Raw genomic sequence first — 13,724 nt, forward strand, 5'->3', positions numbered from 1 at the left:
CGCGGTGACCGCGCCACCTCGCGACCGGCCGCCCCGCTCCGCGGTTACAGGTCGCGGTTCCTGAGCGTCCGCAGCAGGGTGTACATCGCATCGTCTAACTGCCGCTGCTGTCGTTCGGACAGCCCGGACAGCAGCGCAGCCTCGTTCGCGGCGTGGTCGCTGATGGCCGCGTCGACGGTCTCCATGCCCTTTTCGGTGAGCGTGACCAGGAAGCTGCGCCGGTCTTCCGGGTCCAGCTGCCGGGTGATCAGCCCGGCCCGGTCGAGCCGGTCGAGGCGGTTGGTCATTCCCGCCCGCGACAGCATCAGCTGTTCGGACAGCGCCGAGGGAGTCACCACGTAGGGAGGCCCGGACCGGCGGATGGCGGCCAGCACGTCGAATTCCCCGTTGCGCAGGCCGTGGCGGGCGAAAACCTCGTCGAAGGAACGGTGCATGATCGCGGCGAACCGCGTCACCCGCCCCAGGACCTCGACCGGCCACAGGTCCAGGTCGGACCGCTCCCGCCGCCATTGCTCGATCACCGTGTCGACCTCATCGCTCTCCCGCATGCCACCAGCATACTATTTGACACATGATAGTTCGACACCTTACTATTTTGCCACCGAACTACATTGGACCTTCGAGCACCGGGAGTACTTCATGCGCAAGATCATCGCGAGCCTGTTCGTGTCCCTCGACGGCGTGGCCGAGGCGCCGGAGACCTGGCATTTCCCCTACTTTGACGACGAAATGGGCAACGCCGTCGGCGCGGCCATGGCCGGCTCTGGCGCGATGCTGCTCGGCCGCGTCCAGTACGAGCAGTTCGCCGCCTTCTGGCCGACCAGCGACGACGAGGTGGCCGACGTCATGAACAACCAGAAGAAGTACGTAGTCACCAACACTCTGACCGAGGCCGAGTGGAACAACACCGAGATCATCAGCGGCGACGTGCTGGGCCGGATCAGAGAACTCAAATCCGCCGAAGGCAAGGACATCGGCGTGACCGGCAGCCTCACCCTCGTGCGGTCGCTGCTCACGGCCGGACTGCTGGACCAGCTGCAGCTCTTCGTGCATCCGATCGTGCTCGGCAAGGGCGCCCGGTGGTTCGACGACCTCGGCACCGTCGAACTGCGGCTGGCCTCGGCCGAAACCTTCTCCAGCGGAGTGATCCACCAGATCTACACGCCGGCAGGCTGAGCCCTCAGACGGTCTTGAACGTGGCCATCATCCCCATGTCCTCGTGCTCGGCGTTGTGGCAATGGAACATGTATCGCCCGCGATATCCGTCAAACCGGGCGATCACCTCGACCGCCTCGCCCGGCTGAAGGTCCACAGTGTCCTTGCGGCCCCCGTCGTGCGGGGCGGGTGCCTTGCCGCCGCGGGAAAGCACCTGGAAGTGCACCAGGTGCAGATGGATCGGATGGTGCAGGTCGGCGACGAACCGCCAGATCTCGACGTCGCCGAGTTTCGGCTGGGCCGCGATCCGGGTCGGGGTGAAGGCCTCGCCGCCGATGGTCCAGCCGTGCCTGCCGTTGAACTGTCCGCTTCGGAACGCGAATTCGCGGGTCACGGTCGCTTGTGCTCGGTCGAGACGCTCCACTTCGGACAGTTTCGCCGGAACGCGGCTGTCGTCCTTCGCTCGCCGGACGACGCGAAAGCGCATGACCTGTGCGGTGGTGCCCGTGCCGAGGCGGTTGACCAGCGTCACTTCGGTGCCGACCGGATAGGCGCCGAAGTCGACCACCGTGTCGTACCGTTCGGCGGGTGCGATCGGCAGGTGCTCGTGGCCACGCGGGGCGTCGAGCAAACCCTGGTCCGAGCCGATCTGCGTGAACGCTCGCCCGCTCGGCGGCGGCGGGTCCAGCGCGAGGTCGTAGCGGCGGGCGTTGGAACCGTTGAGGAACCGCAGCCGGTACCGGACCGCCGACACCTCCGCGACCGGCCACGGTGCGCCGTTCACCAGCAGTACGTCACCGAGAACCCCTGCCGCGTAAGCGTCTTCGACCCCCGGCACGGTCCGCAAAGAAGGGTCGAGCGACGGATACCGCATCGATCCGTCTTCCGCGAACGCGCGGTCGGTGATCATCAGCGGCAGTTCCCGCTCGCCTCGCGGCAGTGGCAGGGCGTCCTCCTCGGCGTCGCGGACGAGGTGCAATCCGGCGAGCCCGCGATACACGGCCGGACCGGTGAAATCCATCCGGTGGTCGTGATACCAGAGCATCGCGGCCTTCTGCCGCAACGGATATGTGTACTCGCGGGTGCCGGTGGTGACGACGGCGTCCGGATCGGCCATCCCGGAATGCCCGTGCCCGGCGCCGGCGAGATACCGGCCGTCGGCGGGCAGGACGAGGTCGGTGGCGTATCCGTCGGACTCCGGCGGCGTACGTCCGCCGTGCAGATGGACGACCGTCGGCACCGGAAGTTCGTTGCGGTGCCGGACGATCGTGGTCCGGCCGCTGCGCGATTCGATCGTCGGCCCCGGGAAAATGCCCTGATAGCCCCAGATCGGCGTGCGCAGTCCGGGAAGGATTTCCGCGGTGCTCGCGCGCTGCACGATCTCGTACCGGTCGACACCGCCGTCACGGGATACCGGGGTCAGCACCGGCGGGAGCGGCAACGGAACCTGAAACGGTTGCGGCAGCGGCACTTCACTGGTCAACAGCTCGCCGGTGGCGGCAGCGGGCCGGAACAACCGCGGGGTGACGAACCCGGCGGTCAGCACCACTCCGGCACCGCCGGCCAGCCCGAGAAACCGGCGGCGCGACATCCCGCTCATCGCCGCGCCCCGGTGCGCCAGATGCCGAACAGCGTCCCGAGTGCGATCGCGACCAGCGCGACGCCGAGCGGAATGTGCAGGTCAAGAGCACCGGCTTGGCCCGCGAAATACTGCGCGGTCTCGCCGCAGGCCAGCAGCAGGCTCGCCCAGAACGGCCACTGGACGCCGCCGCGCCACCAGTACAGCGCGGCGGGCACGAGCTGCGCCAGCGCGACCGTCGACACGATGTTCGCGCCGAGTTCGTGCATCGCCAGCATGCCGTAATCGCCGATCAGATATCGTCCGGCGAACACCGGCTGGCCCAGGATCGCGACGGCGTGCACCGTCACGAAAACCCGCAGCACCACCAGCGACGTCCGCCCGCGTGTCAGGGCCGCTTCGGCCACCGTTCCCCCTTGTGCGCGTAAGTCTTCCCCCGAACAGACGCTAGGCTGGACTTCTCATGCCGTCCAAGACCAAATTCGCCATGTACTCATGACCTCGGAGCTATGAGATGGACCTGCTGCAACTGCGCTACTTCCAGGCGGTCGCCTACCGCGGCCACCTCAGCCAGGCGGCGGCCGAACTGCGCATCGCCCAGCCGTCGCTGAGCCGGGCGATCGCGCGGCTGGAGGCGGATCTCGGCGTGCCGCTGTTCGAACGAGCCGGGCGCGGGCTGCGGCTCAACCACTTCGGCGCCACTTTCCTGCGCCGCGTCGACCGGGCTTTGCGCGAACTCGACGACGCCCGCCAGGAACTCGTCGATCTGGCTGGTCTGGACCACGGCCGGGTCGCCGTAGCGTCGGAAACCCTGCTCACGCTCACCGGCCTGATGAGCGCCTTCCGCGCGGAGTACCCCGGCGTCGAACTGCGGCTGTACCAATCGTCGGCGGAAACCATGGCGCAGCAGCTGTGCGCGGGCGAGGTCGACCTGTGCTTCGCCTCGCAGCCGCTGCTGCAGCCCGGGTTGCGGGCGCGGGAATTGCTGCGTGAGGAAGTGCTGCTCGCGGTGCCCAGCACGCACCGGCTGGCGCGGCGCAAACGCGTGCGGATGGCGGACCTCGCGAACGAGCCGATGGTGACCACCCGGCCCGGCTACTGGCCGCGCACCCTCGCCGACCGCCTCTTCGCCGAGGCCGGGCTGGAACCGAACTACTCCTGCGAGAGCGACGAACCCGGCGCGACCGGCCAGCTGATCGCGAGCGGACTGGGGATCGGGCTGGTTCCGGAGGTCGCCCGGCAGGCAGCCAAGGGCGAGTCAGCTGTCGGGCTCCGGCTGGATGTTCCGGACTGCTTTCGGACGTTGACGGTGGTGCAGCGCGCGGACACCTACCTTTCCGCAGCGGCGCAACGGTTGACGGAATTCGCGACGGCTTACTTCGCCGCTTGAGCCGCGGTCGCCGAGCGGAGTACCGCGCGCTGGCCCGGTTGGCCGAGGCGAGCGAGGGGATTTGCCCGATTCTCGACGATGGACGGTTGTTGCCCGGTCACGAACTGCTCATGCTGAACAGCTATTCGGCACGAGCAGGGGAAGCCAGATGCAGCAGCAGAGCTTGGCGGTCCGGTGGTCGGCGCGAACAGTCCGGTCCGGCCCGTTTCACCGCGCGTTGTCCGAGGCCGTCGACCGGCGCGGACTGTCCCTTTCGCGGCTTCGCGCGCATCTCGCCGCGCACGGGGTTTCCGTCGCCGAGTCCACGCTGAGTTACTGGCAGCGCGGCCTGCGCAGTCCGTCCGCACCTCGGTCGCTCGACGTCGTGCGCGCTCTGGAGTCGGTGCTGAACCTGCCGCCGGACAGCCTGGTCGTGCTGATCGGGCCGCACCGGACCGCGGACGCCGACCGCCGCCCGTCGCTGCCGGAACTCCAGCAGAGCTGGGCGGAAACGTTCGCGCTGCGTGACGAACTGAGCGGAACGCCCGGCGTCGAGGAGAACGCGGACCTCGACGTCGCGACGGTGGTCGACGTGCTGACGCTCGGCGCGCAGGGCCGGACCGAGGAAATCTCGTCGACCATGGTGGTGCGGGCGCGAAGATCCGGCCCGGACAGCTTCCTCGTGACGCACCAGGACGAGGACGGCAGCGACGTCACGGCGACCGAGATCAGCGCGGTCGACGGCTGCCGGGTCGGGCGGGTCCGCCGCAGCGCGCGGTCGGCGGGAATGGTGTTCGAGCTGCTTTTCGACCGCGGCCTCGCCGAGGGGGAGACGCATACGTTCGGGTTCACGCTGCGCCCCGCCGCCTCGGTCCGGCCGGGGAATTTCCACCGGGTCGTGCGCTCCCGCATGTCGGCGTACCTGCTGCGGCTGCGTTTCCACCCGAACGCGCTGCCCGCGCGCTGCCTGCGGACCGTCCGGCCCCGGGAGGACCTGGAACTGCTGGTTCGCGAGCCGCTGTTCTGCGGGCCGGGGAACACGGTCAGCGCCTACTTCGAGGAACTCGGCGTAGGCATCGCCGGGGTCGATCTCATTTGGGATTGATCCTGCGTTTCGTCCAGCGCCACACCAGGAACGCGCCGCCGAGCACCACCGCGGAGCCGAACACGATCAGCCCGACGATCAGCGAACCGGCCGGTCCGGTGTCGCGCTGGAGGGTCTGCTTGAACCCGATCCCGCCGCCGCGCTGGTAAGCCGAACCGGGCAGCTTGTCGGCGTACCGGGAATGCACCTGCTGCTGGTACTCCGAGATCGGCGTGAACTGGCCGACCGGCGACTGCGGAAGGCTGGCCTGCAACAGCACGACGCCGTCGCGGCCGAGGTCGTACCAGCCGTTGATCTGCGGTTCGTTCAGCAGCACCGAACCCGGGCGCAGCCGGGCGCTGAGCGTCTCCTCGTCGTTGCCGGACAACACGTTTCCGACCGCCCAGCCGCTCGGCGCGGAGCGGTCGGGCGCGGCGCGGAGGGTGGCTTTCGCGCCGGTGGCGGCGGTGGCCGTCACCGCGATCGCCCGCAGGACCCCGGCCGGAGCTCCCGGTTTCGCCGCGACGAAATCGGGATTGAGCGTGTAGACCGGGATTCCCTTGTGCCCGAGCGTGATCCGGCCCGGATCGGCGTGGCCGACCTGCCGGAAGTTCGACGTGGCGAAACTGATCGCGCGCGTCGTTTCCGCGGCTTTGACCGCGGCCGCGACGTCCTGCTCCGACGGCGGCGCGACCCACGAGGCCCCGGCGGCCTCGGCGGGACCGGCGGACAGGAGCGCCGCGACCGCGATCGCCGCGCCGGCGGCGAACTTCCGGCAGATCTCACCCATGGCGCCCGGTCAGCCCTTCTTGATGTTGACGATGGTGTCGTTCCAGGTGAACTGGGCGTTGCTCTGGTACTGGGTGTAGTCCCAGGTCTGGTAGCGCTCGTAGCTCGGCCACGGGTCGCCGACCATGATCGAGTTGTTGGAGCTGTCGTATCCGTAGATCACTTCGGCGTGCCCGCCGCCCGAGGTCCAGTAGATCCCGGTCAGGTTCAGGATTCCGGAGTTGACCTGGTTCTGGACCGAGGAGTAGCTGATCGGCCCGTTCGCGCTCTCCGCGGAGAACCCGGTGCCGATGAAGCCCTGCACGATCTCCGAGATCTGCCCGCCTTCGTTCGGGCAGTACCCGGACTGGGTGCCCTTGCCCGCCGCGCAGAAATCGGCCTGAGTGGCGGTGCCGCCCTGCGACTGCTCGATGCTGGAGCCGTCCGCGGCCCAGCACCACTGGTCGTTTTCCTGCACCTGCTGGTTGTATTCGAGCTGCTTCGACGCGGGCAGCGCGTGCGCGACGCGCCCGCCGACCGGCTGGATTTCGCGCACCTGGGTGTGCGTGGCGGTCTTGATGAGGCCGTTCGGCTGGCTCGCGTCGCCGTTCGACTGGGCCAGCGCGGTGCCCGGCAGCAGTGCCACGGCAAGCGCGGCTGCCCCGGTCGCCACCGTTATCCGGACCGTCCGCCGGGTAAGTCGGTAATCCATCGAATCTCCTTGTGCCAGACGGGGAGGGGAGCTTGCCGGGGTGGCCCCGGCCGAGCATCACTGTGTGCTCGCCCACTCCCGCAGAGCAACGGCTCCGACACGCGGTGTGAGTGTTCACAGCCGGATTCGCGGAAAAATGACTGGCACCGCCGCGGTTTCGCTCACCGCGGCGACAGGTAATTCGCAATATTCACAGCGCGTTCACAAGCGATGAATCGCGCCCGGGGCGGTCGGTCCACATGCGACAGAGGTCAGGGGAGGCTTTTCCGCAGCGCGTCGCGGAGCAGTTCCGGCGGTGTCGATTCCGGGTGCAGCACCGCTTGCATGGTGAGTCCGTCGAGCAGTGCGGACAGCCGGATCGACTCGACGGTCAGGTCCAGTTCGCTCGGGAGCTTGCCGAGTGCGACGGCCTCGCGCAGGATCCGCGTGATCAGGTCGCGCACGTACTGGTGCTGGGCGTCGGCGCTCGCCCGGAACGCCGGACGGGTGCGGGCGGCGACGGTGAACGCCAGCCACGCCATCGCCTCGTCCCGGCGGTCGTCGTCGAGCGGGAGGAATTCGGCGAGCAGGTCTTCGACCAGCGTCCGCCGCTCGGTTTCCGCCGCGAGCAGCCGGTCCGCGCGCACCGCGACGCGCTCGCCGATCCGGCGGCCGAGCTGGTCCATGGTGAAGATCATCATCGCCTCGTGGTCGGCGAAGTAATGCCGGATCGACCCGATCGCGAGACCTGCTTCCTTGGCCACGGCGCCCAGCGTCGCGCCTTCGACGCCGGAGCGGCGGACCACCCGGACCACGGCCTCGCTCACGGCCTTCCGCCGGTCTTCCGGCACCACGATCTTCGGCATGGTTGCGTTTATAGCACGGCGATGCCACGATGGATTTAGCATGGACGTGTCAAAAAAAGGGGGGCCGCGATGAGCGGATGGGTGCTCGTGAGCTTGATCGTCGGCGTCGTGGTGATGCTGGTGTTCCGGATGCTCGGGGAGCCATTGAACTGGCGGGACACCGTCGCGCCGCCAGTGGTGCTGATCGGCATCGGAGTCGCCGGGACGGTCGGTTTCCCGGGGCTGACCAGTACCGACGTGTGGTGGATCGCCGGCAGTTGCGCCCTCGGTCTCGCCTTCGGCGCGGCACGCGGCACGACGATCCGGCTGTACGAGAAAAAGGGCGAATTATGGCAGCGCTACCGGAAATCGAGCCTCGCGCTGTTCGTGCTCGGCGTCGGCGTGTCGGCCGGGTTCACTGCGCTGGCAGTGAAATTCGGTATGCACGAACAGGCGAGGCCTTACCAGTTGGCGATCGGTGTCAGCTTTGCCGGGGAAGCAGTGGTTCTCATTCCGCGCGGGCTGCGCTCGGATGTGCCGTTCGCGAAGGACAAGGAATGGCCTTGGGACAAGTGGCTGCGGTCCCGGGTTCGGTGAACCCGGCTCAGGACAACTCGGCCTGCCGCCGGCGCAACTCGTCGATGACCTGGTCGAACACCGCGCGGTGGGCTTCGAGCCGGGTGAGCGTCAGGCTGATCGACTCCCGCACCTGTCCGACGTCCTCGGCGGCGATCTCGAAATGGTCCGCCCGGTCGGCGGTGGTCGTCCCGACCGCCAGCGGACGGTCGACGCGGGGGACGCGCAATTCCTGCGATTCCCGGTCGAGCCAGGACGCCATGGCGCGCATTTCGTCGTCCAGCCGCACCGTCCAGGACTGCCGTCGCCGGTTGTCGCGTCCCGGATCCCGCCGTTCCCAGCCCGCGACGACCATGTCCTCGATCGCCTTCGCCGCGGTGCGGCACGCGACTTCCAAGCGGGGCAACGGATCCAGTCCAATCTCCGAGATCTCTTCCAAGACTGGTTCGCCCGCGGTCCACACCCCGTCGACGGTGTGGGTTTCGGCGACGTCGTGCGCGGTGGCGAGCAACGCGCTGATCGCCTCGCGCACCTTCTCCACGTCGGCCGGGGCGACGTGTTCGTCGGTCAGCCGGTGCGGCGAATCAGTGCGCGGCGGGCGTTCCTTGGCTGGCCAGGAACGTGTCCCGCCGCGCCGCCGGTAGTGCTGCTGCATCGCCTGTTTGGACCGGCCGCCGTACTCCGCCCCCAGCTGCTCCCAGGTCCAGCCGCGGTCGAGAACCGATTCGATCAGCGTGACCTCGGCCCGGTCCAGATCGCTTCGGACGTCCGGGACCAGGTGCAGTGCCCCCGCCGCGTCCTCGGCGCTGAGGTCGTCGCCGGGCGGACGGCCCGATCTCGCCGCGCGCACCAGTTCGCTGAGCAAGGGGTTCTCGCGCTGCCGGAAGTAGCGGGCGGCCATCGCTTGCACGGAGTCGGTCATGGGCGTCAACGTATCCGTTGACGCTGGTGGACGTCAACCGATCCGTTGACGGGTCCGGTTTACCAGGTCACGGGCAGCTCGTGGACGCCGTAGATGTTCATGCCGGTCCGCAGCGGCACCTCGCTCGGCGGGACCGCGAGCGCGAGCGCCGGGAACCGGTGCAGCAACCCGGCGAATCCGGCGCGCATTTCGATGCGGGCGAGCTGCTGACCGAGGCATTGGTGCACGCCGTGTCCGAATGACAAGTGCGTCCGCGCATTCCGTTCGACCTCGAGGTCTTCGCTTTCCGGGAAATGCGAAGAATCGCGGTTGGCGGCGAGCACTGAAATGAGAACGGTCGATCCCTGGGGAATCTTTTCGCCGCCAAGTTCGAGGTCTTCGGACGCGTACCGGAACAGGACGTCGACCACGGAGAGATAGCGCAGCAGTTCCTCGACCGCGCCGGGAATCAGTTCTGGGTCAGCGCGCAGCGCGGCCATCTGCTCAGGGTTCTCCAGCAGCGCGAAAGTACCCAGTGCCAGCATGTTCGCCGTCGTTTCGTGCCCGGCGAGCAGCAGCAGGAACCCGATCCCGACGAGTTCCTCGAGGCTCAGATCGTCGTCGCGGGCCAGGTCGGACAGGATGTCCGAGCCGGGGTTCGCGCGCTTGTCGGCAGCCAGTTTCCCGAGATACGACGAAAGCTCCGTCCAGGCGGCCATCTTGTCCTCGATGCTCTGGTCCCGGAGCATCATCTGCGCGGAATTCTTCTGGAACGTCTCCCGGTCGGAATACGGAACGCCGAGCATTTCGCAGATCACCAGCGACGGCACCGGAAGCGCGAATTCGGTGACCAGATCGACCGGCGGGGTGAGGCTCGCCAGGTGGTCGAGCTGCCGCCGCGCGAGTTCGGAGATGTGCTCCTCGAGCCGTTTCATCCGGTTGACGGTGAACGCGCCGGTGAGCTTCCGGCGCAGCCGGGTGTGGTCCGGCGGGTCCATCGTGAGGAACAGGCCCGGCGTTTGCGGCGTCGGTTCGGTCATTTCCTGCGCCTCGGGCATGCTCGGCGTCTCGTAGGGCACGTGCAGCACGCCGAGGTCCTGGCGGGAGCTGAACCGCGGGTCGGCCAGCGCCTGGCGGACCGCGTCGTAGCCGGTGACCAGCCAGCCGTCGTGCCCGTCCGGGAACTTCAGCGGGCTCACCGGCCGGGTTTCCCGCAATCGGGTGAGGGCGGACGGCGGGTCGAACGGGCCTGCGTCACGGTCGAGCGGCAGGCCGGGCGGGCGTGTCATCGATGATCCCTTCGCTGGTGGTGGTGCGACCAGCGTCACCGCGGCCGCTGATATCCGGCTGACACGGAGCTGTCTGGATTACGATCCGAGCATGCCGGATACGCAGTACGAAGACCTGCTTCAGCACGTGCTCGACACCGGAGCCCGGAAAGGGGACCGCACCGGTACGGGCACGCGGTCGATCTTCGGGCACCAGCTGCGCTACCGGCTGTCCGACGGCTTCCCGCTGATCACCACGAAAAAGGTGCATTTCCGCTCGATCGCGTACGAACTGCTGTGGTTCCTGCGCGGCGACTCGAACGTCAACTGGCTGCGTGAGCACGGCGTCACGATCTGGGACGAATGGGCCGCCCCGGACGGCGACCTCGGCCCGGTGTACGGCGTCCAGTGGCGGTCCTGGCCGACCCCGGACGGCGGGCACATCGACCAGATCAGCGAGGTCCTGCGCACCCTGCGCGAGAACCCGGATTCGCGGCGGATCATCGTCTCGGCCTGGAACGTCTCGGACATCCCGCGGATGGCGCTGCCGCCGTGCCACGCGTTCTTCCAGTTCTACGTCGCCGACGGCGAACTGTCCTGCCAGCTGTACCAGCGCAGCGCGGACCTGTTCCTCGGCGTTCCGTTCAACATCGCGAGCTACGCCCTGCTCACGCACATGATCGCCGACCAGGTCGGCCTGCGCGTCGGCGATTTCATCTGGACCGGAGGGGACTGCCACATCTACGACAACCACGTCGAGCAGGTGCGCAAGCAGCTTTCCCGGGAGGCGCGGCCGTTCCCGTCGCTGAGCCTGAAACCGGCGGAAAGCCTGTTCGACTACCAGTACGAGGACATCTCGCTGGAGGGCTACGACCCGCACCCCGGCATCAAGGCTCCGGTGGCCGTCTGATGATCGGAGTGATCTGGGCCCAGGCGGCGAACGGTGTCATCGGCCGCGACAACGCCTTGCCGTGGCACATCCCGGAGGACATGAAGCACTTCCGCACGGTGACCGCGGGCGCGGCCGTGCTCATGGGCCGGCGCACGTGGGAGTCGCTGCCGGAACGCTTCCGGCCGTTGCCCGGGCGGCGGAACCTGGTGGTGTCCCGCACGCCGCAGGACGGCGCGGAGACGTTCCCCAGCCTGGAGCAAGCGTTCGCGGCTGCGGACGGCGACGTGTGGGTGATGGGCGGCGCGCGGATCTATGAGGAGTCGCTGCCGTTCGCCGACCGGATCGAAGTGACCGAACTGCGCGAATCCTTCGAGGGTGACGTCTACGCGCCGGAGATCGGCCGCGAACCGGACGCTGTCGGCGAATGGCAGGAGTCGAAGAACGGGCTGCACTTCCGGCACCTGAGCTGGGGACCTAGCTGACCGCGGGCCCGACGGTGAGCGTGTCGCCGTCGAGCTTCGCGACCGGTCCGAGCGGGACCGAAAGCGGTCCGGTGCCATGGCCCACGTCGAGGCCGCCGAGCACCGGGACGTCCAGCGCGCCGAGCCGGTCGCGCAGCACGTCCAGCACGGTCCAGCCGCGGTCGGTGTAATCCTCGAACCCGGGGAACCGGCCGAGCGCGACCCCGCGCAGACCGCGCAGTGAACCGGACCGCATGAGGTGCGTCAGCTGCCGGTCGACCTGCCCCAGCCCGATCGCGCGCGGGGCTTCGAGGAACAGGATCGCGCCGTCGAGGCTGGGCAGCCCGGCTCCGATGAACCCGATGACGGTGCCGAGGTGGCCGCCGACCAGGTTGCCGGTCGCCGTGCCGGGAAAGGAAACGGCGGCCGTGAGCACGTCCGGGTCCCGGTGCAGCGTGGTGGGTTCGGGCTCGAACAGCAGCCGCCGGGTTGATTCGGCGGAGCGCGCGCCAGCGAGGAAGCCGTGGATCCCGGCGATCCGGCAGTGCCGCCACAACGCGAGGTGCAGGTTGGTGATGTCGCTGAACCCCATGAGCGGCTTGGGATCCGCGCGCACGGCCGCGAAATCGATCCCGTCGGCGATCCGGTACGCCCCGGCCCCGCCGCGAGTGGCGATGACCGCGCGCACGCCCGGATCGCGGTAGGCGTCGTTGAGATCGGCGAGCCGATCCTCGTCGAGCCCGGCGAGATACCCGTGCCGGTCGAGGGCGTGCTCGCCGACCTCGACGATCAAGCCCCAGCTTTCCAGCGTCCGCACGGATTCCGCGAGCAGTTCGGCGGTGGGCCAGCTCGCGGGGGAGACGAGCCGGACCCGATCTCCCGGCCGGAGGCGCGGCGGCAGGAGGACGTTGGTCATGCGGATCCCCGGCTGACCCGGCCGCGGACGATGGGCGGCACGTAACCCGTAGCGATCACTTCGCCATCGAACCAGTCGCTCAGCTTCTCCGCCTCCTCTTTCAACGCCGCCACCGCGGCGAGCGGCAATGGCTCCACCGGCACGACCTCCACGGTCCCGTCCGGCCGCTGCGTCCAAGTCCCCACGATCCGCCCGTTCCACCACGCGGTCGGACCGGCGTTGCCCGCGCCGTCGAAGAGGCTCGGCCCGTGGTCGCCGAGGTAGAAGTCGCGGCGGCGCCAGCCCATCGTCGTCGGGTCGAGGGTCGGGAGCAGCGCCGCCCAGTCCTGGTCGAGGCGGACCGAGTCCTCGTCCGCGGGGTGCAGCCACGCCGGGGTTCCGTCCTCCAGCAGGGCGGGCGTCGCGCCGACGTCGTCCAGCGCCCGCCTGACCGCGGTTTTCGTCGCACCGAGCCACCACACCAGGTCGTCCTCGGTCCCCGGCCCGAACGACCACAGCCACCGCCGCACCAGTTCCCGGTAGCCCTCCCGTTCGTCCAGGACGCCAGGGTCCTCGCCGAGCCACTGCTCGACCGCTGTCCACACTGGACGCGACACCGGCCAGCGACCGGCGTTGTGCCCGCGAACCACCTGACCGCTCGCGGCCAGCACGGAAAGCACGCGGGATCCCACCGGGGCGAGCACCGCGGGCCGTCCTTCGGCGGCGACCCGCGTGTTCAGTTCGGGAACGCGTTCGCGCAGCTGCACAGTGGTTCCGGGCTCTTCACGGATCGCCGCCAGCGTTTCGGCGCAGCGATCCTCGATCCACAGTGGACTGTCGTCGATTCCGGCGAGTTCGACATCTTTCGCCAACCGCGCCGTCAGCTGCTTCACGACCCGTGCTGACGCGCTTCCCCTTGCTGCGGCGAACAAATCGATCGGGAACGCGAAGACGGTCCGGCGCATCGCCAGCTGTCGAACCACCGTCCGTCGGCCGAACAGGGCGTCCGAAATGGACTGCCGATCGGCACGGGACCGGGCGTACGCGGACAGGTAGATGCTGCTGGCCTCGGTGGCATGCAAACACGTGACCGCGCGGACGGCGGCCTCCACCCCGGGCGCGGTGGTCGCCAAAGCGTGCCGCAGCCCGATCCGGTTCCGTCGTTCGTCGTCGGTCACCTTGCGCATGATTTTGATCATGCCGGAGGTAGCGGCCACTGGCTGACCGCTACTGCTGCGAG

General features: G+C 68.8%; 16 protein-coding genes. 6 read left to right on the forward strand and 10 right to left on the reverse strand.

Going from position 1 to position 13,724, the window contains the following annotated elements; all coding sequences use genetic code 11:
• Positions 1-44: 44 nt before the first annotated feature.
• A complete protein-coding gene (locus ACZ63D_RS11095; protein ID WP_465354127.1) occupies positions 45-548 on the reverse strand; it encodes a MarR family winged helix-turn-helix transcriptional regulator in 504 nt (167 codons plus the stop codon).
• Between the two features lie 91 nt (positions 549-639).
• Here ACZ63D_RS11095 and ACZ63D_RS11100 point away from each other — a divergent pair, with 91 nt between their 5' ends.
• The gene (locus tag ACZ63D_RS11100; RefSeq protein ID WP_465354128.1) at positions 640-1,176 is read left to right on the forward strand and encodes a dihydrofolate reductase family protein; all 537 of its coding nucleotides are present in this window, start codon (positions 640-642) and stop codon (positions 1,174-1,176) included.
• A gap of 4 nt (positions 1,177-1,180) precedes the next feature.
• Here ACZ63D_RS11100 and ACZ63D_RS11105 read toward each other — a convergent pair whose 3' ends face one another.
• Both ACZ63D_RS11105 and ACZ63D_RS11110 read right to left on the reverse strand, forming a co-directional pair.
• Positions 1,181-2,755, reverse strand: a complete 1,575-nt coding sequence (locus ACZ63D_RS11105) for a multicopper oxidase family protein (protein WP_465354129.1) — start codon at positions 2,753-2,755, stop codon at positions 1,181-1,183.
• Positions 2,752-3,141, reverse strand: coding sequence for a hypothetical protein (locus ACZ63D_RS11110; RefSeq protein WP_465354130.1), 390 nt, complete (start codon positions 3,139-3,141; stop codon positions 2,752-2,754). The genes ACZ63D_RS11105 and ACZ63D_RS11110 overlap by 4 nt, the downstream gene beginning before the upstream one ends.
• A gap of 107 nt (positions 3,142-3,248) precedes the next feature.
• Between ACZ63D_RS11110 and ACZ63D_RS11115 the strand changes: the two genes are divergently transcribed.
• Together ACZ63D_RS11115 and ACZ63D_RS11120 are read left to right on the forward strand one after the other, a co-directional pair.
• A complete protein-coding gene (locus ACZ63D_RS11115; protein WP_465354131.1) occupies positions 3,249-4,124 on the forward strand; it encodes a LysR family transcriptional regulator in 876 nt (291 codons plus the stop codon).
• Between the two features lie 148 nt (positions 4,125-4,272).
• Complete coding sequence (locus tag ACZ63D_RS11120; RefSeq protein WP_465354132.1) at positions 4,273-5,208, forward strand: helix-turn-helix domain-containing protein; 936 nt, start codon at positions 4,273-4,275, stop codon at positions 5,206-5,208.
• Here ACZ63D_RS11120 and ACZ63D_RS11125 read toward each other — a convergent pair.
• The 3 genes from ACZ63D_RS11125 to ACZ63D_RS11135 form a co-directional block, all read right to left on the reverse strand.
• The gene (locus tag ACZ63D_RS11125; protein WP_465354133.1) at positions 5,195-5,977 is read right to left on the reverse strand and encodes a hypothetical protein; all 783 of its coding nucleotides are present in this window, start codon (positions 5,975-5,977) and stop codon (positions 5,195-5,197) included. The two genes, ACZ63D_RS11120 and ACZ63D_RS11125, sit on opposite strands and share 14 nt — an antisense overlap.
• A gap of 9 nt (positions 5,978-5,986) precedes the next feature.
• Positions 5,987-6,667, reverse strand: coding sequence for a papain-like cysteine protease family protein (locus ACZ63D_RS11130; protein WP_465354134.1), 681 nt, complete (start codon positions 6,665-6,667; stop codon positions 5,987-5,989).
• Between the two features lie 251 nt (positions 6,668-6,918).
• A complete protein-coding gene (locus ACZ63D_RS11135) occupies positions 6,919-7,512 on the reverse strand; it encodes a TetR/AcrR family transcriptional regulator (RefSeq protein WP_465354135.1) in 594 nt (197 codons plus the stop codon).
• Between the two features lie 69 nt (positions 7,513-7,581).
• Here ACZ63D_RS11135 and ACZ63D_RS11140 point away from each other — a divergent pair, with 69 nt between their 5' ends.
• Positions 7,582-8,088 (forward strand): DUF1453 domain-containing protein, encoded by a 507-nt coding sequence (locus tag ACZ63D_RS11140; RefSeq protein ID WP_465354136.1) that lies wholly within the window; start codon positions 7,582-7,584, stop codon positions 8,086-8,088.
• Positions 8,089-8,095: 7 nt separating this feature from the next.
• On the opposite strand, the gene ACZ63D_RS11145 is transcribed toward ACZ63D_RS11140, so the two are convergent.
• Entirely contained in the window at positions 8,096-8,989 is an 894-nt protein-coding gene (locus tag ACZ63D_RS11145) for a hypothetical protein (protein WP_465354137.1), read from the reverse strand.
• A 59-nt stretch (positions 8,990-9,048) separates the two neighbouring features.
• Positions 9,049-10,257: a cytochrome P450 gene (locus tag ACZ63D_RS11150; protein ID WP_465354138.1), complete on the reverse strand. Its 1,209-nt coding sequence runs from the start codon at positions 10,255-10,257 to the stop codon at positions 9,049-9,051.
• A 91-nt stretch (positions 10,258-10,348) separates the two neighbouring features.
• On the opposite strand from ACZ63D_RS11150, the gene ACZ63D_RS11155 reads away from it, so the two are divergent.
• Complete coding sequence (locus tag ACZ63D_RS11155; protein ID WP_465354139.1) at positions 10,349-11,146, forward strand: thymidylate synthase; 798 nt, start codon at positions 10,349-10,351, stop codon at positions 11,144-11,146.
• Entirely contained in the window at positions 11,146-11,610 is a 465-nt protein-coding gene (locus ACZ63D_RS11160; protein ID WP_465354140.1) for a dihydrofolate reductase, read from the forward strand. The genes ACZ63D_RS11155 and ACZ63D_RS11160 overlap by 1 nt, the downstream gene beginning before the upstream one ends.
• Here the strand turns inward: ACZ63D_RS11160 and ACZ63D_RS11165 are convergent.
• Together ACZ63D_RS11165 and ACZ63D_RS11170 are read right to left on the reverse strand one after the other, a co-directional pair.
• Positions 11,603-12,505 carry a S66 peptidase family protein gene (locus ACZ63D_RS11165; protein ID WP_465354141.1) on the reverse strand — a complete coding sequence of 301 codons (903 nt, stop codon included), beginning with the start codon at positions 12,503-12,505 and terminating at the stop codon, positions 11,603-11,605. The two genes, ACZ63D_RS11160 and ACZ63D_RS11165, sit on opposite strands and share 8 nt — an antisense overlap.
• Positions 12,502-13,671, reverse strand: coding sequence for a winged helix DNA-binding domain-containing protein (locus tag ACZ63D_RS11170; protein WP_465354142.1), 1,170 nt, complete (start codon positions 13,669-13,671; stop codon positions 12,502-12,504). Before ACZ63D_RS11170 ends, ACZ63D_RS11165 begins: the two co-directional genes overlap by 4 nt.
• Positions 13,672-13,724: the final 53 nt, after the last annotated feature.

Source organism: Amycolatopsis sp. NPDC104775, from assembly GCF_055583325.1.

What these genes read in the sequence shown, in the direction of transcription:
- ACZ63D_RS11105 (WP_465354129.1), bottom strand. Translation starts at nt 2,755, where the DNA reads ATGAGCGGGATGTCGCGCCGCCGGTTTCTCGGGCTGGCCGGCGGTGCC.
- ACZ63D_RS11135 (WP_465354135.1), bottom strand. Translation starts at nt 7,512, where the DNA reads ATGCCGAAGATCGTGGTGCCGGAAGACCGGCGGAAGGCCGTGAGCGAG.
- ACZ63D_RS11150 (WP_465354138.1), bottom strand. Translation starts at nt 10,257, where the DNA reads ATGACACGCCCGCCCGGCCTGCCGCTCGACCGTGACGCAGGCCCGTTC.
- ACZ63D_RS11140 (WP_465354136.1), top strand. Translation starts at nt 7,582, where the DNA reads ATGAGCGGATGGGTGCTCGTGAGCTTGATCGTCGGCGTCGTGGTGATG.
- ACZ63D_RS11170 (WP_465354142.1), bottom strand. Translation starts at nt 13,671, where the DNA reads ATGCGCAAGGTGACCGACGACGAACGACGGAACCGGATCGGGCTGCGG.
- ACZ63D_RS11160 (WP_465354140.1), top strand. Translation starts at nt 11,146, where the DNA reads ATGATCGGAGTGATCTGGGCCCAGGCGGCGAACGGTGTCATCGGCCGC.
- ACZ63D_RS11165 (WP_465354141.1), bottom strand. Translation starts at nt 12,505, where the DNA reads ATGACCAACGTCCTCCTGCCGCCGCGCCTCCGGCCGGGAGATCGGGTC.
- ACZ63D_RS11130 (WP_465354134.1), bottom strand. Translation starts at nt 6,667, where the DNA reads ATGGATTACCGACTTACCCGGCGGACGGTCCGGATAACGGTGGCGACC.
- ACZ63D_RS11145 (WP_465354137.1), bottom strand. Translation starts at nt 8,989, where the DNA reads ATGACCGACTCCGTGCAAGCGATGGCCGCCCGCTACTTCCGGCAGCGC.
- ACZ63D_RS11095 (WP_465354127.1), bottom strand. Translation starts at nt 548, where the DNA reads ATGCGGGAGAGCGATGAGGTCGACACGGTGATCGAGCAATGGCGGCGG.
- ACZ63D_RS11100 (WP_465354128.1), top strand. Translation starts at nt 640, where the DNA reads ATGCGCAAGATCATCGCGAGCCTGTTCGTGTCCCTCGACGGCGTGGCC.
- ACZ63D_RS11115 (WP_465354131.1), top strand. Translation starts at nt 3,249, where the DNA reads ATGGACCTGCTGCAACTGCGCTACTTCCAGGCGGTCGCCTACCGCGGC.
- ACZ63D_RS11120 (WP_465354132.1), top strand. Translation starts at nt 4,273, where the DNA reads ATGCAGCAGCAGAGCTTGGCGGTCCGGTGGTCGGCGCGAACAGTCCGG.
- ACZ63D_RS11125 (WP_465354133.1), bottom strand. Translation starts at nt 5,977, where the DNA reads ATGGGTGAGATCTGCCGGAAGTTCGCCGCCGGCGCGGCGATCGCGGTC.
- ACZ63D_RS11155 (WP_465354139.1), top strand. Translation starts at nt 10,349, where the DNA reads ATGCCGGATACGCAGTACGAAGACCTGCTTCAGCACGTGCTCGACACC.